Genomic DNA, 21,176 nt, shown 5'->3' with positions numbered 1-21,176 from the left:
ATTCTCAGCCATGAGCAGAGAAAAGAAAAAAGACGCTAAGGCTGCTGAAGCCGCGACTTCTCAGTCTGATTCTGAGAACACGGAGTCTGCCGACGCGGTTGAACTTCACGAAAACGCCGGAGCGAACGTCGTTGAGATCGACGATTCGAAGTCAGCACCAGAAGATCGCGCCACTGCAGGTCCCTTTGACGTCTCAGAGGTCCCCGCAATGCGTCCGTATGTAGACCTCGGCGGCATTAAGGTTGCGCCTCGTGAGGGGCTGCAGCTTCGCCTTGAGGTGGACGAGCGGGCAAACCGCGTTGCGGCGGTTTCGCTGGACTACGAAGATTCGCTCTTGCAGGTGCAGGCGTTCTCTGCACCAAAGTCGTCGGGTCTGTGGGGCGAAGTTCGCGCCGAACTCATCCAGCAGATGACCGCCCAGGGTGCTGAGGTCTCCGAAGAGGAGGGCCTGCTCGGCCCCGAGGTCGTTGTGAACACGCCGGTACCGGCTGATCAGGGCGGCGGCACACGCCTTGCTCGCTTCCTCGCCGTCGATGGCCCCCGCTGGATGCTTCGCGGAGTCATCATGGGCAAAGCTGCTACCGATGTCGCAACCCGCGAACTCGTGATCGATCTCTTCCGCGAACTCGTTGTTGTGCGCGGCGACCAGCCGATGCCTCCAAGCGAGCTCATTCCGCTGCGCGTTCCCGCTGGAGTGCAGACAGATGCACCGGGCGAGGCTCAAGAGGCGTGAGTAACACAGGAGCGGCTGCTGATCCCGAGCCAGAGGACTCTGTGGGTGCCGAGCCTAGCGACGGCACTCCAGAGCCCACGAAGCTGAGCGCAGATGCCCTGGGCAGTCTTTCACTGAGCGGCGGCATGGGTAAAGCCGTGCAGGCGGGCCTCAGTGGAGAGGCTCTCTCGGGACGCGGTGTGCTTGACGCCATTGGTGGCTGGCGCGGGATCGCAGAAGCTCTCGTGCCGGGACTGCTGTTTCTGATTGTCTACTCGTTCACCAAAGACGAGAAGCTTGCGGTTATTGCGCCGGCTGCCCTCGCGATTATCGCGGTGGCGATTCGTCTGATTCGCAAGGAGTCGCCGATCTCGGCGATTTCTGGCGCAATCGGGGTCGGGATCGCCGTTGCCGCAACACTGATCAGCGGGGAGGGCCAGGGGTACTACCTCCCGGGATTCTGGATCAATGCCGCTTGGACGCTCGGCCTCCTCATCTCCATTGCCGTGAGGTGGCCGGTGCTCGGGTTTGCCATTGGCGCGTTTCGTGGCGGTTTGACCTCTTGGAGGCAAGACCGTTCGCTGCGGCGGGTTGCGCTGTGGCTCACCGTGCTGTGGCTCGCGATGTTTGTCGCGCGGCTCGTGATCCAGCTGCCGCTCTACTACTCCGGCAACGTTGAGGCCCTAGGCATTGCTCGTCTTGTCATGGGCACACCGCTATTCGCCCTGGTGATCATCTTTACGTGGATGGTGCTCAATCGCTTGCGGCAATCATCCGATGATTCAACGATCGAAACCGTTGAAAATACGGGGGAGACACCGCCCGCTGCCTGATTTCTCCGCCCTTCGATTCGGTGTAGACTTATCTTGACATCGAGACACTTTACGTGATCGGGATCGCCGATCGAAGGACTCAGGAGGAGCCTCATGGGAGCCGTCAATAGCTTCGGTGCGAAGAGCACCCTCACCGTTGGTGAGAAAGACTACGAGATCTACCGGATCGATCAGATCCCAGGCCACGAGCGCCTGCCCTACAGCCTCAAGGTGCTGTTGGAGAACCTGCTGCGCACCGAAGACGGCGCGAACGTCACGAAGCAGCACATCGAGGCGCTTGGCGGCTGGGATTCTGCCGCTGAGCCCGACACCGAGATTCAGTTCACGCCCGCCCGCGTCATCATGCAGGACTTCACCGGCGTTCCCTGCGTCGTTGACCTTGCCACCATGCGCGAGGCAGTTGTTGACCTCGGTGGTTCGCCCGAGCAGATCAACCCGCTCGCACCGGCCGAGATGGTCATTGACCACTCGGTTATCTCCGACGTGTACGGCACCGCTGACGCGGCCGCCCGCAACGTTGAGATCGAGTACCAGCGCAACGGTGAGCGCTACCAGTTCCTCCGCTGGGGTCAGGGTGCCTTCGACGAGTTCAAGGTAGTTCCCCCGGGCACCGGTATCGTGCACCAGGTCAACATCGAGTACTTGGCACGCGTTACGTTCACCCGCAACGTCGACGGTGCACTCCAGGCCTACCCCGACACCTGCGTCGGTACCGACTCGCACACCACCATGGAAAATGGCCTCGGTGTGCTCGGTTGGGGCGTCGGCGGCATTGAGGCCGAGGCGGCCATGCTCGGCCAGCCCATCTCGATGCTGATCCCGCGTGTTGTTGGATTCAAGCTCTCGGGCCAGATTCCCGCTGGCGTCACCGCAACCGACGTGGTGCTCACCATCACTCAGATGCTGCGCAAGCACGGTGTGGTCGGCAAGTTCGTTGAGTTCTACGGTGAGGGAGTCGGCTCGGTGCCGCTCGCAAACCGCGCCACCATCGGCAACATGAGCCCCGAGTTCGGTTCAACCGCGGCAATGTTCCCGGTCGACGACGTCACACTCGACTACATGCGCCTCACCGGTCGCCCCGACGAGCAGATTGAGCTCGTCAAGGCATACACCCAGGCACAGGGCATGTGGCACGATCCCGCCAAGGAGCCCGAGTTCAGCGAGTACCTTGAGCTCGATCTGTCGACCGTTGTGTCGTCGATCGCCGGCCCGAAGCGTCCGCAGGATCGCATCGAGCTGACCAGCGCGAAGACCCAGTTCGAGCAGGATCTGAAGAACTACGCTCAGGCAGCCAACCCCGCAAAGGTGAAGGATCAGCAGGGCCGCGAGTTCGAGCTCGATCACGGCGCGGTGACCCTCGCATCGATCACCTCCTGCACCAACACCTCGAACCCCTCGGTCATGCTTGCGGCGGGTGTACTCGCACGCAACGCTGCCGCCAAGGGCCTCAAGGCCAAGCCGTGGGTGAAGACCACGCTCGCACCGGGATCCAAGGTTGTCACCGACTACTACGAGAAGTCGGGCCTCAATGCCGATCTCGAGAAGCTTGGCTTCTACACCGTCGGCTACGGCTGCGTTACCTGCATCGGTAACTCCGGCCCACTGAACGAGGAGATCTCGCAGGCGGTCAACGACAACGATCTCGCCGTCACCGCGGTGCTCTCGGGCAACCGCAACTTTGAAGGTCGCATCAACCCCGACATCAAGATGAACTACCTCGCCAGCCCTCCGCTGGTGATCGCGTATTCACTCGCCGGCACGATGGACTTCGATTTCGACACTGAGTCGCTTGGTCAGGATCAAGACGGCAACGACGTCTTCCTGCGCGACATCTGGCCCAACGCGACCGAGGTGCAGCAGATCGCTGACGCCTCGATCGACTCCGACATGTTCAAGTCGAAGTACGCCACCGTGTTTGACGGTGACGAGCACTGGACCTCACTGCCGACACCCGATGGCAACACCTTCGCGTGGGATGAGAACTCGACCTACGTGCGCAAGGCTCCCTACTTCGATGGCATGCAGCTCGAGCCGTCACCCGTCACCGACATCGCTGGCGCACGTGCGCTCGCAAAGCTGGGCGACTCGGTCACGACCGACCACATCAGCCCCGCCGGCAGCTTCCGCGCGGAGACTCCCGCCGGTCGCTACCTCGTCGAGAACGGGATCGCGGTGCGCGACTTCAACACCTACGGCTCACGCCGTGGCAACCACGAGGTCATGATCCGCGGCACCTTCGCAAACATCCGCCTGCGCAACCAGCTGCTCGCAGCTGAGAACGACGGCGCCGGAGTCGAGGGTGGCTTCACCCGCGACTTCACGCTTGAGGGTGGCCCGAAGTCGTACATCTACGACGCAGCACAGAACTACCAGGCAGCTGGCATTCCACTCGTCGTGCTCGGCGGCAAGGAGTACGGCTCAGGATCCTCCCGTGACTGGGCGGCAAAGGGTACGAGCCTGCTGGGCGTCAAGGCGGTCATTACCGAGAGCTTCGAGCGTATTCACCGCTCGAACCTGATCGGCATGGGTGTGCTGCCGCTGCAGTTCCCCGCTGGTGAGAGCGCCGATTCGCTGGGCCTCGACGGCACCGAGACGTTCGACATCTCGGGTGTCACCGTACTGAACGAGGGCAAGACCCCGAAGTCGGTTGCTGTGAAGGCAACCAAGGCTGACGGTTCTGTTGTCGAGTTCGACGCTGTTGTGCGCATCGACACCCCGGGTGAGGCGGATTACTACCGCAACGGTGGCATTCTGCAGTACGTGCTGCGCTCCTTGGTGTAAATAACCAAACGGCAATGTCTACCCAGGCATTGCCACACAAATAAAGTTCGCCCACACGGCAGTGCCGTGTGGGCGAACTTCGTCTCGCGTGGGGCTCATTAGCACCTCAGTTCGAGACGATACCTACTTACTGGGGCGATAGTCCAGCACTAGCCGGTAGATGAACGCGGCCATCGCCTGACGCGACAGGTCGTCCTTCGGCCAGTATTCCTTGGTGTTGCCCACCTTGTTACCGGTTGAAAGCTTCTCGCTGTACATCCACGAGATCTCCTTGTAGAACGACATCCCTGGCTTCATATCAGCCATCGGCGACACCTTCGGTGCCGTGTAGTTCTTCGGCGCTTCGAGGCGGTAAATGAACGCCGCCATCGCCTCACGCGACAGCGAATCGTGCGGACGGAACGTCGGCTTCCCGCCAGCTTCCCGGTACCCGGTCGATAGCTTCGACTCGTACATCCACGCGATCTCCTTGTAGAAGGAATCCCCGGGCTTCACATCGGCAAATGGAGACACCGCAGGTGCCTGGTAGTTCTTCGGGGCTTCCATGCGGTAGATGAACGCGGCCATCGCTTGACGCTCCAGGTTGTCGGCCGGCTTGTACAAGGGCTTTCCCGACGGCTGGCGCCAGCCGGTGGAGTACTTCATGCACGCCATCCAGTCGATCTCCTTGTAGAACTTGTGGCTCACCGGAGTATCGGCAAACACCGGGGTCTTGCGAGCCACAGTGCACTTACCGTCAACCGCGGTCTTCTTCCATCCCGCGTAGATGGTGGTGTTTGCGGTAATCGGCTTCGTGAAGTCGTAAGCCGTCCCACCACCGTTCACCCAAGTCGTAAACGTGTATCCACTACGAGCGGGTTTGGACTTTGGGGCACTGATGACCGCACCATTGGCAACGGTCTGCGCCGGGAACGATCCTGTACCACCCGCAAGATCGAAGGTCACCGTGTGATTGACGACGGGCACTGGGTCCTTTGTCCACTCAGCAACGATCGTTATGTCGGCAATGATTGGGAGTCCGAAGTTGTAGAGCAACCCACCGACGCCGACCCAAGCCTTAAACGTATACCCCGCGCGAGTGGGTACCGCCGCCGGAGCACTGATGACAGCTCCAGCTGCCACGGTCTGCGCCGGGAACGATCCTGTACCACCCGCAAGATCGAAGGTCACCGTGTGATTGACGACGGGCACGGGGTTCTTTTCCCACTCAGCAACGAGAGTGATGTCTGCGAGAACTGGAAGGCCGAAGTCATAGAGCAATCCGCCGAGACCGACCCAGCCCTTAAACGTATACCCCTCACGAGTAGGTACCGTCGAAGGGGCGCCGAGAAGAGCTCCGAGGGTCAGCGTCCGCGCAGGGAACGATCCTGTACCACCCGCGAGATCGAAGTTGACCGTAACATCGAGGATCGGTAACGCCTGTTTATTGGGCGTAGGGTCGGGCGTTCCCGCACTTGCTGTGGACGCGTAAGGAGAGCCCTCAGTGGCCATCGCTGCCGCCGAGCCAACGCTAACTCCAGACACGGCCACGAGCGAGGTAACAACTATTGCGATCAGTCGCCGCGGGGACGACCTCTGTGGTTTTTGCACTGTAGTAGACCTAACTGCTAAAAATTGCCAAATTGCGACCCTGCCGCTCAACAATCACCAGATACAGCGGACTTGGTGGCGGCGGTACCAAGCAGGATGGCCGTCATAGGCCTACTGCAAAATCGATGCACCATTGGATCTCTCCCCAAAAATCCACCAACGACGATCATTAGACCAACAAAAGTCGGCAGTCGATGAGTTCGACTGCTTAGCGGGAAGCCTATTCACATCCAAGTGAGTCCTACAAGCCCCTACCGAGTCAAAAATATGCTTTAAGCACAACCTTACATTCGTCGTTCTGCATTGCTCGTTGATACATGACGAGTGATAAATAGTTTTCTTAGTGCGCGCGTCAATGCACCGCCAAACTAAATACATGGTTTCGCGTTGTTTTTCCGGGCCAGTCCCTTCCGTCACTAGCAGGCGAACGTCAAATCTGTCGGAGTTAAAACCCACACCGACCCGTTAGGAATCATCCTTCAACACGTCCGCAACAAGTTCGAGACTCGTGACCAAAAATGCCACAGGACTGTCAATTTACGACGGGCCCACCGCAGGGGCTCTTCAACGACCACTCGAGCACGCCCTTGCGAGAGAGTTCCAATTGATTGAAGGCTTGCCGTCGCAGTCGTTGAGTTTTACTGACCTGCGATCGATACTTGCTTCGTGCGTACCTTTTACCCGTCGTGGACAATCATGCGCGTCTCGCTGTCTGATCTGGCTCTTTGGAGCCACGATGAGGACCGGCTTCTCGGTGCCCAACCCGAACTCGCAAAGCTCTGCAAGGCTCTCGGGCTTGATTGGGACGTCAACACTTTTGCGCGAGAGCACTTTGGCGACCCTGGCGACGCTGGTACGGGTGACGTCTATCTATGCAAGAGCGCTTCTGCAGAAAGCCTTGTCGCACTCGACTTATGCACCCACCCCACCGACCAGTACGACATCGTAACCCTTGCCTACCGCTGCGACGCGAATAGTTATGAAGCAAGCCTGGCGGCCGCGCGTCGCATCTTTGATCAAGCGGAATACCCGGTGTCGTTTGAACAGGGTCATGTAGTTGCCAAAGCGGAGGAACTCACGGATCCTGCGAACTTCCCCCGTCAGCTGAGCTGGGGTTACACCCAACGGCTGCACATCGTAGATATTTGAGGCACTGGGAGATCTTGGCGAAATCTCGCCAATGCAGGTTCGTCCAGTGCCCGGGGCTAAGATTGTGGGGTGTCCTCTGCCACTGCAGGGGATGGGGAAGGAATGGTAACGGGTGTCGATCCTGGAGCGAATTGAGGGACCTCGTGACCTCGACGGTTTGAGCCCCGAAGAGTGTCGCGCCCTCGCAGCCGAGATCCGCGAGTTTCTTATCGCCGAGGTTGCGAAGACCGGCGGCCACCTGGGCCCCAACCTGGGTGTCGTTGAGCTGACCATCGCCATGCACCGCGTGTTCGAGTCGCCTCGTGATCCCATCGTCTTTGATACCGGGCACCAGAGCTACGTACACAAGATCCTCACCGGGCGGCGCGACTTTTCGGGCCTGCGCCAGCGCGGAGGGCTAGCCGGCTACCCGCAGCGCGCCGAGTCTGAGCACGACATCGTTGAGAGCTCACACGCCTCAAGCTCCCTGAGCTGGGCCGACGGCATCTCCCGCGCCTTTTCGCGCACGGGCCAGCAGGATCGCCACGTGGTCGCGGTGGTCGGCGATGGTGCCCTCACGGGCGGCATGACCTGGGAAGCCCTCAACAACATCACCGACGACAACGACCGCAATCTCGTCATCATCATGAATGACAATGGCCGTTCTTACGCTCCCACCATCGGCGGCATGGCGCGTTTCTTGAACTCCGTGCGGGTCACGGGCGGTTACCGCGATCTGCAGGAGGGGAGCGAGCGCCTCTTCGGCCGCTTCGGCAGCCCCGGTCGTATTGTCTATCGCGCCACTCGCGGCGCGATGCGCGGCTTTGTGAGCCGCGCCTCCGGCAACCAGGATCTTTACGCCAATCTCGACATCAAGTACGTGGGTCCCGTTGACGGCCACGATCTTGAAGCACTCGAGCTGGCGATGCACCAGGCAAAAGACTACGGTCGCCCGGCGCTCGTGCACGTGATTACCGAAAAGGGTCGCGGGTACGCGCTGGCAGAGAACGACGAGGCCGATCAGTTCCACGCGATTGGGCAGATTGATCCCGACAGCGGCGTGCCGGTCAAGCACTCTTCGGGGCCGAGCTGGACCTCGGTGTTTAGCGAACGCATCGTCGAACTCGCCGAAGAAGACGAGCGTATCGTCGCGATTACGGCCGCCATGCTTGCCCCGACCGGCCTCGACGCCATGGCCAAGCGATTCCCGGAGCGCGTCTACGACGTCGGCATTGCCGAGCAGCACGCGGTCACGAGCGCTGCCGGCCTTGCTTACGGCGGGCTGCACCCGGTCGTCGCCATGTACGCGACCTTCATGAACCGCGCCTTCGACCAGCTCCTCATGGATGTGGCGCTGCATCGGGCGGGTGTCACCTTTGTGCTCGACCGGTCAGGCATCACGGGCCCCGACGGCGCGAGCCACAATGGTGTCTGGGATCTCGCCACCCTGCAGGTTGTGCCGGGAATCCGAATCTCTGCGCCCCGCGACGAGCCGACCCTTCGAGAGCTGCTCGCTGAGGCCACACAGATCAACGATGGCCCCACCGTACTTCGGTACCCGAAGGGCTCCATCGGCCCGGAGATCCCAGCGCTGCGCCGCACAGAAGACGGCGTAGACGTTCTTCGTGAGGGCGCGAAGGCCGGCGGTACCGCAGATGTGCTGTTTGTTGCCGTTGGTCCGATGTCGCGCGTCGCCCTTGATGCCGCGGATATTCTTGCGGAGCAGGGGATCACCTCAACGGTTATTGATCCTCGCTGGGTGGTTCCCGTTGCAACCTCGGTCGTAGAGATCGCTCGGGATCACCGACTGCTCATCAGCATCGAAGACGGCATTCGGGTCGGGGGAGTTGGCACACGCATCCGCCAGGCCATGCGCGACGCTGGAGTCGATACCGCCGTCAGCGAGCTTGGCACTCCCGACGAGTTCCTGGAGCACGCAACTCGCGAAGAACTTCTCCTCGACGCCGGTCTGACGGCGGAGCAGATCGCCGCCGACGTGATTGAGCAGGTGCGCGGCACGCGGATCCCGATCGCGCGGCCGGAGTAAACCTGTGGCCAGGTCACGCAAGACCGATTTCCCAACGCTTTCCCCGCTCTTTCTGCCAGAGCTGGAGGCGGGGGATCCCGAGCTACTGACCATACGTGGCAGTTACGAACTCACCCGGTTTGCGGATGCAGATGTCTCGGAGCGGGATCTCTCGGGGGTCACGTTTTCAGAGTGCGAGCTAATCGGGCTATCCGCTAACAACTCTTCGCTGCGAGGGGCACGTCTGCTTGAGACACGCGTCGAGCAACTGAACGCGCCCGTGTTTCCGGCACCGCGTGTGCAACTGCGAGAGGTCGAGATTACACACTCGCGCCTCGGTGCGGCTGAAATGTACGATGCCGTGCTGCAGCAGGCGCTCTTTGCACACTGCAAGCTCGGCTGGGTGAATCTTCGCGCGAGTGACCTTTCGAACGTGGTCTTTCGAGACTGCGTGATCAGCGAGCTCGATCTCGTCGATGCCCGTCTCAAGCGCGTTTCGTTCGAGAACTGCCGGGCTGATGTGATCCATCTTTCCGGGGCCAAACTTGAGCACGTCGACCTGCGCGGCCTTGAAATCGGCACCCTCAGCGATGCCGCGTCGCTGCGCGGGGCAACTCTCAGTTCTTCGCAGGCGGCGTCGCTCACCCGCGTCTTCGCTGAGCACCTCGGCATTCTCGTCGAGGATTAGACTCAGATTCGCCCCTCAACGCATCGAGCCTGCGTTTCAGTGCTGAGACTGCGGTCAGAGGACGCAGGCTCGGCGCTGAAACGCAGGCTCGGTGTTGGGCGGTAGGGAGCAGCTACTCGCTGCGGCCCGCAATCCTTGGGTCGTGGAAAGCGGCTCCGAAGACCCGTTCGCTCGCCCCAACCCGATCGAGATAGGGTGTCGCACCGCCGGCCTGGAACGGCCAGCCCGCACCCAGGATCAGGCAGAGGTCGATGTCCTCAGCCGCTGCGACCACACCCTCGTCGAGCATGATCTTGATCTCGCCAGCAAGCTCGTCTTCGACCCGGCGCAGAATCTCTTCTTCAGAAACCGCGGTCTTGCCCAGCTTGACGGCTTTTTTGCCGGCCTTCGACAGGTCTTCAACCTTGCCGAGCTTCGTCTTCGCGAGAGGCTCGGTGACCTCCGCAAGAGCGTGCAGATTTGGCGAAGCGTAGAAGCGCTCGGGGAACGCGGCCACCATCGTGTCTTGCACGTGTGCGGCAACCTTCCAACCGACCAGGTCGATGAGCTCAAACGGCCCCATCGGCAAACCGATCGGTGCGAGCGCCCGCTCAACAACGGGCATTGGTGTGCCCTCGTCGAGTGCACGGGCTGCCTCACCCATCACCTTTGCGAGCAGACGGTTCACAACGAAGCCGGGGCGATCCGCCGTAATCACAGCGCTCTTGCCGAGCTTCTTTGCAACCGTCATGGCCGTGGCGAGTGTCTCGTCGCTCGTGGTGTCGACCTTCACGACCTCGATCAGCGGCATCACCGCGACCGGGTTGAAGAAGTGGAAGCCAACGAGACGCTCCGGGTTCTTCAGGTTCGCGCCGATCTCTTCGACCGAGAGCGACGAGGTGTTGGTGGCGAGAACAGCGGTCTCCGAGATGATCGGCTCGATCTCGGCAAAGACCTGCTGCTTGACACCCAGTTCTTCAAAGACAGCCTCGATGACCCAGTCACAGTCGGCGTAGAGCTTCTTGTCGGTGGTTCCACTCACGAGCGCCTTGATCTGGTTTGCGTCGTCGCGCGACAGGCGCCCCTTCTCCTGCATCTTGTCGACCTCACCGCGAATGTAGTCGAGGCCCTTGTCGACGCGCGACTGGTCGAGGTCGGTAATGAGCACTGGAACCCGCAGTTTGCGAGCGAAGAGCAACGCAAACTGGCTCGCCATGAGGCCTGCACCAATGACGCCGACCTTTTTCACGGGCTGCGCGAGTGAACGGTCGGGAGCACCCGCCGGGCGCTTTGCACGCTTCTGCACGAGATCGAAGGCGTAGATCGAGGCGGCGAACTGATCACCCGAGATGAGCTCAGTGAGCGCATCGTCTTCGCGCTCAAACCCGCGCACGCGGTCGTTATCTTTTGCCGCGTTCAGCAGGTCAAGCGCAACATAGGGCGACTTTGCGGCCGTGCCAATACGCGCCTTGAGCGTGTCGCGCGCGATCTTAATCGCGGCGGGCCACTTGGTAAGGCGCTCAAGCTTGCCCGGCTCATTGGGGCGCTCAACCTTGGTTGCACCCGTCAGCACTCCGTCGGCCCAGACCACGGAACGCTCCAAGAAGCTCGCGGCACCAAACATGGTGTCGAACAGCCCCATTTCCAGTGCCTGTGCGGGCTTCAGCATGCGGTTGTTCTTCAGCGGGTTCGAGACGATAATCTCGAGCGCCTTTTCGATGCCGATGAGGTTCGGAACAATCGTTGCGCCACCCCAGCCCGGGATGATCCCGAGGAACACCTCGGGGAACGCGAGCGCCGCGGTCGATGAGTCGAGCGTGCGGTAGTCGCAGTTCAGGGCAATCTCCATCGCACCGCCGAGCGCGAGGCCATTCACGAAGGCAAAGGACGGCACACCGAGCGAGCTGAACTTGCCCAGGATGTGGTGCCCGAACTGCGCCATGAGGCGCGCGTTCGCGGGGGTGGCGAGCGTCGAAACCTTCGAGAGGTCAGCACCGGCAGCAAAGATGAACTGCTTGCCGGTGACGGCAACGGCCTTAATCTCGCCCGCAGCAGCGCGAGCCTTCTGCTCGTCCAGCACCTTGCCCAGCGCGTCAAGCGTGCGCGGGCCGAGCGTGTTGGGGCGAGTGTAGTCGCGCCCGTTGTCGAGGGTGATGAGTGCGAGAGTGCCACCCGATGGCAGCGCAACATCGCGCACGAACGACTCGGTGACAACCTCGTCGGCAGATGCCGCGAGCAGCGGCGCAAAATCGATCTTGGTGTAGTCGGTCATCTTGAAGTTACTTCCTCTTCTTGCCGTCGAAGTGGGGGTTTTCCCAGATCATGGTGCCGCCCTGGCCAAGCCCAACGCACATTGCGGTGATGCCGTAGCGAACATCAGGACGCTGCTCGAACTGGCGTGCGAGCTGAATCATCAGGCGAACGCCGCTCGCTGCGAGCGGGTGTCCGATGGCAATAGCTCCGCCCCAGGGATTGACGCGAGGATCTTCGTCGGCGATCCCGAAGTGATCAGTAAACGAGAGCACCTGAACCGAGAATGCCTCGTTTAGCTCGAAGAGACCAATGTCGTCGATGGTCAGGCCCGCGCGACGCAGCGCCTTCTCTGTGGAGGGCACGGGTCCAATGCCCATGACCTCGGGCTCTACTCCGGCGTAGGCAAAACCGACCATGCGCATCTTGGCTTTCAGCCCGAGCTCGCGCGCGGTGTCGCCACCGGCGAGCAAGGAAACCGTAGCCCCATCGGTGAGCGGTGAGGCGTTACCCGCGGTCACACGACCGTGCGGGCGGAACGGGGTCTTCAGCGTTGCAAGGCCCTCCATCGTTGTTTCGGGGCGACGGCCCTCATCTTCGGTGGCGAGTCCCCAACCAGCGGCAGAGCGCAGGGCAACCGGCACAAGATCAGGCTGAATATCGCCGCGATCGTAGGCTGCCTGCACCTTCTGCTGACTGAGCATGCCAAAGCGATCAGCACGCTCCTTCGTCAGCTCAGGAAAGCGGTCGTGCAGGCGTTCGGCAGTATTGCCCATGTTGAGCGCATCGGGACTGACCAACTTCTCTGCCACGAAGCGGGGGTTCGGATCCGCATCGAGCCCAATGGGGTGACGCCCCATGTGCTCAACTCCGCCTGCGATCGCGAGGTCGTACTGGCCGGCACCAATGGCACCGCCCATCATCGACGCCACGGTCAGCGCACCCGCGCACATGCGATCGAGCGCGTAGCCCGGCACGGTCACGGGAAGCCCAGCGAGCATTGAAACGGTGCGGCCAAGGGTCAGCCCCTGATCACCCTGCTGCGTTGTTGCCGCGATTCCCACGTCATCGATGCGATCAAGCGGCAGATCAGGATTGCGCTCAATCAGCCCCTGCAGAGCCTTCACCGCCAGATCGTCGGCGCGCGTTCCCGCGTACATACCCTTTTCGCCAGCGCGTCCGAACGGGGTACGAACCCCGTCTACGAACACAACTTCTCTCATTGCGGCCACTTCGCCTCCATCAGGTGTGTTGTCATACTTCTACCCCCCATCCTAGGGACGGAGTCTCACCGTCGGGTGAGCACGTGCAGAATCAACGCGAGATCGCGTCAGAGACCGAAGACCTTTATACGCTCTCTACAAAAGCGGCGGCAAGAATTGGTGCAGTTAGTGCAGCCTGCCAGTCGCGCGCGCCAACCTCTTTGAGACGCAGTGCGATGCTCTCGGGGGAGAGATCCTCCGGCGGATTCCAGGCCAGCTTGCGCACAAAATCGGGAGTAATCAGGTTCTCGGCCGGCATATTCTGCCGCTCCGCCTCAGCCTCGACTCCCGCGCGTGCGGCGGCAAGGCGGGCAGCTGCCTCAGGGTAGCGCTGCGACCAGCCGCGGTGGTGCGGGATCGCACCGGGATCGCGAGGGCGAGGGCCGGGCAGGTCTTCAGTGGTCTTGCCACGCAAAATGGCCTGCCACCAACGGTCGATCTCTGTGCGGCTCGCACGACCGCGAAACGTTGACAGCTTGGCAAGGTCACCCTTGGAACGCGGGTTTGCCGCTGCCGCGGCGACGATCGAGCGGTCCGGAACCAATCGACCGGGGGCAATGTCTTGAGAGCGAGCGAGTTCGTCGCGCGCCAACCACAGCTCACGCGCAAGCGCCAACGCACGCGGGGAGCGCAGCGACTGCCCGTTCGACAGGTTGCGCCACGGCTCGGGGTTCTTCGGTTTCTCTGGCTTGTTGCGCACCGCCTCAAACTCGGCAGAGGCGTAGTCTTCTTTGCCCTGTTCGGCGAGGTCTTTGGCCACCGCATCGCGCAAATCCGGCAGCAGTGCAACGTCGAGCGCCGCATACTCCAGCCACGGCTCGGGAAGCGGGCGCTGCGACCAGTCAGCGGCCGAGTGCGCCTTCTCGAGTTTTACGCCCAGCAGCTGCTCAACCACGGCGCCGAGCCCGACGCGCTCATAGCCGAGCAGTCTCGCGGCGAGCTCCGTGTCAAAGATGCGCGGCGGATGCAGACCGATCTCGTCGAGACAGGGGATGTCTTGTGAGGCGGCGTGAAAGATCCACTCCTCGCCCTCGATAGCCTCCGCGAGGGGCGCGAAGTTTTCGATGCCAACCGGATCAAACAGAAACGTGCCGGATCCTCGCCGAAACACCTGAACGAGATAGGCCTCGGAGCCGTAGGTGAACCCCGAGGCGCGCTCGGCGTCTACTCCTACCGGACCGTTGCCCGCGGCCAACAGAGCGGCCGCCTTTTGCACTCCGGCATCGTCCGTAACCATTGACCACGAGGTCTCGAGCTCTGACTGCTCAACCATGTCGCTCATGCGCCCGTAAGCCCCTGTCGTGTGCGTCTAGCGGTGAGCGATTCGACGCCCTCTTGATGCGGCAGTCCCGCGAGCAAACACAGTAACTCAGACCATGCCTCAGCGTGCACGGCGAAGTTATCTCCGGTCGGGGTCCAGGAGGCACGCAGCTCAATCTGCGCGGCGTCACCCTGCGCCTCAAGCGATCCGAAGCCACTCGAAAGGGTTTTGGTCGCTGTGCCCGACAGGTAGGTGTAGTTGGCACCGCGTGAGTCGAGCGCATCGACCAACCAAGACCAGGCGACGTCAGAGATGAAGGGATCCACGCCGATCTCAACCTCAAGTGGGGCCTGCGCGAAACACACGATCCTGAACGGACCGCCCCACTCCTCGGAAGATTCGGGGTCGTACATCAGGATGATCCTGCCAGCCCCGTAGGCCGAGTCGATCACGTCGTCCGCGGTGTCGTCTTCGGCGCCGCGCGCAACACCCGCCGCAAGGGCGATGGAATACGGTGCGATGCGCTCGGGGGCGGGTATCTCGCGCATCTTGAGTTCGCGCCGCAGTGTTGCCCCGCGAATTTGATCGGCGGCGGCGGTGAACTCTAACGGTTGCCCCGCGATCGTTGCCATCACACAGGGAAGACTAGAGTTTGCTGTAAGTGAGTTGCGGTTGCCACGCCGGTAAGCGCCGATCTCAAGGGAGGTACATCATGGCAGAAGCCGAGAAGAGCGCCTGGAGAGAGTGGTGGGGCCGCGGTGCGGCCATCGCCGGGGGCGCAGCTGCCATCGGCGTTGCGGGAGCGGTCGCGGCGGGCGTGACCCTGGCCCGCAAGGCCGTGGTGCCGAGAGACGCAAGCATGCCGATCATCGTGGATCAGATGAAACAGTCGGAGTCTCGGCAGTACGTGTGGCTGCTGGGGCAGGACGCGGATCTGCCGGGGCGCTACTCGTTCCGCTTCGACAATGATGCGGGTCACGCGCGTCTCGGCCCGGTACTCGAGGCGCGGGGCGGCAGGGTTGTGCGTGAGGTCTTGCAGGTGGATCGAGGATCGCTGACCGTTGGAGCCCGGGGGCGCATCGGTGGCTGGTGGTTCACCTCACCAGAGGAACTCGGGTTCCGTGTTGAGCACATCACGTACCCAACGGAACTCGGCGACGCTGACGCTTGGCTGATCCACCCCCGCCGCGCGAAGAAGAAGCGCTGGGCGGTGCACGTTCACGGCAGGGGCGCCCTGCCAGAGGAAACTCTTCGTGGGGTTGCGCCGCTCGCCCGGGCGGGGATCACGAACCTCGTCATTAGCTATCGCAACGATCCGGGCGCGCCCGCGGGGGAGAACGGTCGCTACGGGATTGGGATCGCCGAGAGTCGCGACGTCGATGCCGCAATTGCTGAGGCGCTGCGCCGAGGCGCCGCGCGCGTCACATTGTTCGGCTGGTCGATGGGCGGCACGGCGAGCCTGGTGTCGGCGACCAGCGGCGAACACAGCGGTGTGATTGACGGACTGATCCTCGAATCACCGGCGGTCGATTGGACCACACTGCTGCGGTACCAGGCAAGCTTGTTTTACGCTCCAAAAGCGATCGCTGACATCGGAATCCGGCTGCTCGACGCGGGTGTTGTGCGCGGCGGCGAACCCGAAGGCATCGCGTTCGCAAAGCTCACTCCCGAGTCGTTTGCGCGTCAGCTGACGGTTCCCGTGCTCATTCACGCGAGCAAGGGCGACACGTTTGTGCCGTGCGAGAGCGCGCAGCGACTGGCCGCCGCACGACCCGATCTTGTGCAGCTGCGACTGCAAGAAGAGGGCGAGCACGTGAAGCTGTGGAACGTTGATTCGGAACCGTGGGAGCGCGTAACGGAGCAGTTTGCCCGATCGTTGCCCCGCCCACCATGGCGTGGTGAGTAAGCAAGAAGGTAACACTGAGGCAGCTTGCACCGGCATCCGGCTACACTAGCTCCGATGCCCTCCGAGACTCAGCTCCCCGAAACAGCCCAGCGAAGCTCTGCCCGCCTTGTCGATCGCAGTCCGAGCATTTCCGGCGCCGAACTGGTGGCGACGCTTGTGCCACCGCCACAGTTCGACCACGCGACTTTTGATTCGTATCGCCCGGATGCCGAGTACCCCTCGCAGGCTGAGGCTCGGGACGTGCTTCGTGCCTTTGCTGAGCCCGAGGCGCCCGTGGCCCGTGGTGGCCTGTTCGGTTTCGGTCGCAAGAAGCAGGCCGCGCCCGCAACGGCGGCACCCACCAAGCCCGGCGTGTACCTCGACGGTGGTTTTGGAGTTGGCAAGACTCACTTGCTCGCGGCAACGTGGCACGCAACCGCGGGGCGCAAGTATTTTGGCACCTTCATTGAGTACACCGCGCTCGTTGGTGCACTGGGTTACAACGGCGCCATCGGTGTGCTGCAGGGCGCTCGCCTCATCTGCATTGACGAGTTTGAGCTCGATGATCCGGGCGACACCATGCTCATGACCCGCATGATCAAGGACCTCACTGAATCGGGTTCAAAAATCGTCGCGACCTCAAACACGCCACCGAACGCCCTCGGTGAGGGTCGGTTTGCGGCGTCTGACTTCATGCGAGAGATCCAGGCGATGTCTGCGCGGTTCACAACAATCCGTATCGACGGCACCGACTATCGCCAGCGCGACATCGAGGGTGACGCCGTGACGCTCTCGGACGATGCCTACCTCTTTGCGCTCGCTGATTCAGCGGCCGCTGGTGAGCGCATGACCGACGATGACTTCGACGCCTTTGTTGCTCACCTCGCGACCGTTCACCCGTCGAGCTACGTCGGCATGCTCGGTGGCATCCAGGCGATTGGGCTGCGTGGCGTGCACGAGCTGACGGATCAGTCGGCCGCGCTGCGCGTCGTTGCGTTCATTGACCGCGTCTATGACGCACAGATCCCGATCCGCGCGACCGGCATTCCGCTGACCGACATCTTCGGCGGTGGCATGCTCGACGGCGGCTATCGCAAGAAGTACCAGCGCTGCATGTCGCGCCTCAACGCGCTGACCGCGGGCGAGCGCAGCCTCTAACCCACGACAGCTATTTCACCGTGCAGAACGGATGACCCGCGGGGTCAAGGTACACGCGGAAGCCCTCGTGAGCCTCGATAAAACGGGCACCAAAGGCGACGATTCTGTCGTGCGCCTCTTCGATGTCTCCCACCGAGATGTCGAGGTGTGACTGCTGGTCACCGTCATCGCTCGGCCAGCGAGGTGGCACGAAGCCCGGTGAGGGCTGGAAGCTGAGTCGCGCACCGTTTCCTGGCAGGATCAAATCCACCCACTCATCGTCTTGCTCGATTCGCCCGCCCAAAAAACTGCGATAAAACTCGGCGAGTGCTGCAGGATCGGGGCAGTCGAGAACGACGGCGTACAAACTTCCAATCACGGTGGCTCCTTTGCTCAGCTGATTGCGGTTGCGTCACCTATCGTCACACTTCTGTGCCTGCCGCGCTAGGGGTTATTGCGATCCAACCCAGCGCGGCCGACCGCAACCCCTTATCTCGGCGCGTTTTCGGTTCTACACTGCGAACATGTCAGAGCTGCATGATGAAAACCCGTTCAAGATCCTGGTGACGGGTGCGGGTGGATACATTGGCGGGCGTTTGGTTCCGTTGCTGATTGAGGCTGGCCACAGCGTGCGAGTGCTCGTGCGTGATCCGAACCGCCTACGCGACATTCCCTGGGTTTCTGACGTCGAGGTATTCGAAGGGGACCTGCTCCATCCGGCAACTCTCGCCGCCGCCTTCGAGGGCGTCGATGCCGCCTACTACCTTGTGCACTCGATGGGTCCGGGCGCCAGCCGCAAGACCTTCTCTGACATCGAACAGGAGTGCGCGACGAACTTTGTGACGGCCGCGGAATCCGCCCGCGTCGCGCGCCTCGTCTATCTGAGCGGGCTGCACCCCGACGGGCCGCTCTCACGGCACCTTCGCTCGCGCACGGCCGTGGGAAACGTGCTCTTGGAGTCGACGATTCCGGCTGTTGTGCTGCAGGCGGGGGTGGTCATCGGTTCAGGATCCGCGTCGTTTGAGATGATTCGGCACCTGACCGAGGTTCTGCCGTGGATGCCCGCACCAAAGTGGGTAAGAAACCGCGTGCAACCGATTGCGGTTCGTGATGTGCTCTACTACCTCGTACACGTGTTGGACATTGATCCTCACACAAACCGAACCTTCGACATCGGCGGCCCTGATGTGCTGAGCTACGCGGACGCCATGAACGGCTATGCCGCAGAAGCGGGGCTGCCCAAGCGCTTGATACTTGCATTGCCGGTGCTCACGCCGCGACTGGCCGCGCACTGGGTGAACCTTGTCACACCAATCCCGCACAGTCTGGCGGGCCCGCTCGTTGAGTCATTGCAGCACAGCTGCGTCGTGCGAGAGCGAGACCTCGATGCGCTCATTCCCGAACCCGAAGGCGGACGCACCGGCTACCGCCAGGCGGTGCGTCTCGCGCTCGGCAAGATGCGTGACGGTCAGGTCGTGACGAGCTGGCAAAACGCGTCCGTCGCCGGAGCGCCCAGCGATCCTCTGCCCAGCGATCCCGACTGGGCAGGGCACAGCGTCTACACCGACCTGCGCAGCCGGGAGTCCGAGGCCTCGGTTGATCAGCTGTGGCGCGTTATTGAGGGGATTGGCGGGGAACGCGGCTGGTATTCCTTTCCGCTCGCTTGGGCACTGCGGGGCTGGATGGACAAGTTCGTCGGCGGGGTCGGGTTGCGGCGAGGCAGGCGACACCCCGACACCCTGTTCGTTGGCGAAGCGCTCGACTTTTGGCGCGTCGAGGGGTTGGAACGCGGTCGCCTGCTGCGCCTCCGCGCGGAGATGAAGGTGCCCGGGCGAGCCTGGCTTGAGCTGAGCGCCGAGCCCGGTGATGATGGCCAGGGGTGTCGTTACCAACAGCGTGCCATCTTCTTTCCACGCGGGCTGTTTGGCCGGCTCTACTGGTTTTCCATTCTTCCCTTCCACGGCATAATCTTTAGCGGTATGGCAAACCGAATCATTCAAGCCGCAGGAGCCAAAAACGGTGAGTAAACCCGACAGTTCACCCGTGAGCTTGGTGTGGCTACGCAACGATCTACGTCTCGAAGACAACCCCGCTCTCGTTGCTGGTATCGAGGCCGCGGGGGATCATGGCGCCGTTGTCGTTGTGTATGTACTCGAAGAGCCCGATGCCGCGGAGTATCCGTTACCCTTCCAGTCAGCCTCACAGGAAGAGAACTCCGAAGAGGCACGCCAGTCCGTGCCCAACTCGAACGCGCCTCGGCCATTGGGAGGCGCCTCGCGGTGGTGGCTGCACCACTCGCTCACCGCACTGGCCTCGAGCCTGCGCGCGATCGGGGGCGAGCTCGTCTTGCGCCGCGGCAACGCTGCGTCAGTGATTCCCGAGCTCGCACACGAGGTGAACGCCACCGGGGTCTACTGGAACCGTCGGTACACAAACGCCCGCGCTGTCGACGGCGTCATTAAGTCGCGCCTGCGCACCTCGGGAATCGACGCGCACAGCTTTCAGGCAAACCTGCTTCACGAGCCCTGGACAGTCAGCACAGGATCGGGCACTCCCTTTCGAGTCTTCACGCCCTACTGGCGCGCCTGCCTGAGCAGGCCGCTGCCACGCGCGCCCTTGCCCGCTCCAGAGCGGATCACAACGCCCCTTACGGCCGTTGCCAGCGACGATCTGTCGTCTTGGAACCTACTGCCGCAAAATCCCGATTGGGCCTCGGGGCTGCGCGAGACCTGGCAGCCGGGGGAGCAGGCCGCCCTGACACGTTTGAGCGCGTTTCTTGAGGTCGGGCTGGCCTCGTACCACCGCCGCGATGAACCATCCGAAGCGGTGAACTCCATGCTCAGCCCGCACCTGCGGTTCGGCGAGATCAGCCCATTCCAGGTGTGGCACGCGGTGGACTCGGCGAGGCGAACTGAGCTCTCCGGGCAATCACTCGATAACGCGGCAAAGTTCCTGAGCGAAATTGGGTGGCGAGAGTTCAATGCCAGCATCCTGTTCTACATGCCGTACCTTCGCGACCAGAACGTGCGCCCCGAGTTCGACGCGTTCCCCTGGAAAGAGACGGATCCGCACCAGTTGAAAGCCTGGCAGACGGGGCAAACTGGAGTGCCTCTTGTTGACGCGGGCATGCGCGAACTGTGGCACACGGGCATCATGCACAACCGGGTCAGAATGGTCGCGGCCAGCTTTTTGATCAAGAACCTTTTGGTTGACTGGCGCATCGGTGAAGCTTGGTTCTGGGACACACTCGTTGATGCAGACGAGGCGAGCAACCCGGGAAACTGGCAGTGGGTTGCTGGCAGCGGAGTGGATGCAGCGCCGTACTTTCGAGTGTTCAATCCGGAGACGCAGGCGAAGAAGTTCGACCCCGAGGCTCACTATATTCAGCGCTGGGTCCCCGAGTTTGAGGGGGACGCTGCGGGCAAGCGTGCGCCCGGGGCCGAGACGCTGTTTGGCGGGTCATACCCCGCCCCGATTGTTGATCTGCGCGAAACGCGCGTAGCCGCGCTTGCCGCCTACGACGAGATGCGGGCCGTTGGGTTGTATCGAGGGAGCCAATAGTCATGGGGAAGCAGAATAAGCGCCGGTCTGTCACACGGCGCAGACGCGGCTTGGCCAGAAGCAAACGCCAGTATGAAAGCCAG

16 protein-coding genes are annotated in these 21,176 nt (G+C 62.2%); 10 read left to right on the top strand and 6 right to left on the bottom strand.

Going from position 1 to position 21,176, the window contains the following annotated elements; translation table 11 throughout:
• Positions 1–10 precede the first annotated feature (10 nt).
• The 3 genes from G7068_RS01290 (at position 11) to acnA (ending at position 4,326) form a co-directional block, all read left to right on the top strand.
• Complete coding sequence (locus tag G7068_RS01290) at positions 11–733, top strand: DUF3710 domain-containing protein (RefSeq protein ID WP_166287764.1); 723 nt, start codon at positions 11–13, stop codon at positions 731–733.
• A complete protein-coding gene (locus G7068_RS01285; protein ID WP_244304588.1) occupies positions 730–1,545 on the top strand; it encodes a DUF3159 domain-containing protein in 816 nt (271 codons plus the stop codon). Before G7068_RS01290 ends, G7068_RS01285 begins: the two co-directional genes overlap by 4 nt.
• Before the next feature lie 93 nt (positions 1,546–1,638).
• Positions 1,639–4,326 carry an aconitate hydratase AcnA gene (acnA, locus tag G7068_RS01280; RefSeq protein ID WP_166287761.1) on the top strand — a complete coding sequence of 896 codons (2,688 nt, stop codon included), beginning with the start codon at positions 1,639–1,641 and terminating at the stop codon, positions 4,324–4,326.
• 123 nt (positions 4,327–4,449) lie between these two features.
• Here acnA and G7068_RS01275 read toward each other — a convergent pair whose 3' ends face one another.
• Positions 4,450–5,850 carry an InlB B-repeat-containing protein gene (locus G7068_RS01275; protein ID WP_166287758.1) on the bottom strand — a complete coding sequence of 467 codons (1,401 nt, stop codon included), beginning with the start codon at positions 5,848–5,850 and terminating at the stop codon, positions 4,450–4,452.
• 732 nt (positions 5,851–6,582) lie between these two features.
• Between G7068_RS01275 and G7068_RS01270 the strand changes: the two genes are divergently transcribed.
• The 3 genes from G7068_RS01270 to G7068_RS01260 all read left to right on the top strand — a co-directional run bounded on the left by G7068_RS01270 (position 6,583) and on the right by G7068_RS01260 (position 9,758).
• Positions 6,583–7,065: a hypothetical protein gene (locus tag G7068_RS01270; protein WP_166287755.1), complete on the top strand. Its 483-nt coding sequence runs from the start codon at positions 6,583–6,585 to the stop codon at positions 7,063–7,065.
• A 112-nt stretch (positions 7,066–7,177) separates the two neighbouring features.
• Positions 7,178–9,091: a 1-deoxy-D-xylulose-5-phosphate synthase gene (dxs, locus tag G7068_RS01265; RefSeq protein ID WP_166287752.1), complete on the top strand. Its 1,914-nt coding sequence runs from the start codon at positions 7,178–7,180 to the stop codon at positions 9,089–9,091.
• Between the two features lie 4 nt (positions 9,092–9,095).
• Positions 9,096–9,758: a pentapeptide repeat-containing protein gene (locus G7068_RS01260; RefSeq protein WP_166287749.1), complete on the top strand. Its 663-nt coding sequence runs from the start codon at positions 9,096–9,098 to the stop codon at positions 9,756–9,758.
• Between the two features lie 112 nt (positions 9,759–9,870).
• On the opposite strand, the gene G7068_RS01255 is transcribed toward G7068_RS01260, so the two are convergent.
• The 4 genes from G7068_RS01255 to G7068_RS01240 form a co-directional block, all read right to left on the bottom strand.
• Complete coding sequence (locus G7068_RS01255) at positions 9,871–12,009, bottom strand: 3-hydroxyacyl-CoA dehydrogenase NAD-binding domain-containing protein (protein WP_166287746.1); 2,139 nt, start codon at positions 12,007–12,009, stop codon at positions 9,871–9,873.
• Between the two features lie 7 nt (positions 12,010–12,016).
• Positions 12,017–13,210 (bottom strand): thiolase family protein, encoded by a 1,194-nt coding sequence (locus tag G7068_RS01250; protein ID WP_425280505.1) that lies wholly within the window; start codon positions 13,208–13,210, stop codon positions 12,017–12,019.
• A 124-nt stretch (positions 13,211–13,334) separates the two neighbouring features.
• A complete protein-coding gene (locus G7068_RS01245; RefSeq protein WP_166292927.1) occupies positions 13,335–14,522 on the bottom strand; it encodes an HRDC domain-containing protein in 1,188 nt (395 codons plus the stop codon).
• 5 nt (positions 14,523–14,527) lie between these two features.
• A complete protein-coding gene (locus G7068_RS01240) occupies positions 14,528–15,142 on the bottom strand; it encodes a DUF3000 domain-containing protein (RefSeq protein ID WP_166292926.1) in 615 nt (204 codons plus the stop codon).
• Between the two features lie 80 nt (positions 15,143–15,222).
• Between G7068_RS01240 and G7068_RS01235 the strand changes: the two genes are divergently transcribed.
• Both G7068_RS01235 and zapE read left to right on the top strand, forming a co-directional pair.
• A complete protein-coding gene (locus tag G7068_RS01235) occupies positions 15,223–16,416 on the top strand; it encodes an alpha/beta hydrolase family protein (RefSeq protein ID WP_166287740.1) in 1,194 nt (397 codons plus the stop codon).
• A 54-nt stretch (positions 16,417–16,470) separates the two neighbouring features.
• The gene (zapE, locus tag G7068_RS01230; RefSeq protein ID WP_166287737.1) at positions 16,471–17,553 is read left to right on the top strand and encodes a cell division protein ZapE; all 1,083 of its coding nucleotides are present in this window, start codon (positions 16,471–16,473) and stop codon (positions 17,551–17,553) included.
• Positions 17,554–17,563: 10 nt separating this feature from the next.
• Here the strand turns inward: zapE and G7068_RS01225 are convergent, their stop codons facing one another.
• Entirely contained in the window at positions 17,564–17,911 is a 348-nt protein-coding gene (locus G7068_RS01225; protein WP_205881324.1) for a VOC family protein, read from the bottom strand.
• A 145-nt stretch (positions 17,912–18,056) separates the two neighbouring features.
• Here G7068_RS01225 and G7068_RS01220 point away from each other — a divergent pair, with 145 nt between their 5' ends.
• Both G7068_RS01220 and G7068_RS01215 read left to right on the top strand, forming a co-directional pair.
• Positions 18,057–19,559 (top strand): SDR family oxidoreductase, encoded by a 1,503-nt coding sequence (locus G7068_RS01220; RefSeq protein ID WP_166287734.1) that lies wholly within the window; start codon positions 18,057–18,059, stop codon positions 19,557–19,559.
• The gene (locus tag G7068_RS01215; RefSeq protein WP_166287731.1) at positions 19,552–21,093 is read left to right on the top strand and encodes a cryptochrome/photolyase family protein; all 1,542 of its coding nucleotides are present in this window, start codon (positions 19,552–19,554) and stop codon (positions 21,091–21,093) included. Before G7068_RS01220 ends, G7068_RS01215 begins: the two co-directional genes overlap by 8 nt.
• The last annotated feature ends 83 nt before the right edge of the window (positions 21,094–21,176 follow it).

The sequence above is a fragment of the Leucobacter viscericola genome (assembly GCF_011299575.1).
In the GTDB taxonomy this organism is placed as follows: Bacteria; Actinomycetota; Actinomycetes; order Actinomycetales; family Microbacteriaceae; genus Leucobacter; species Leucobacter viscericola.
The sequence above is the reverse complement of the archived record's forward strand: the minus strand, read 5'-3'. Positions and strand labels throughout refer to the sequence as shown.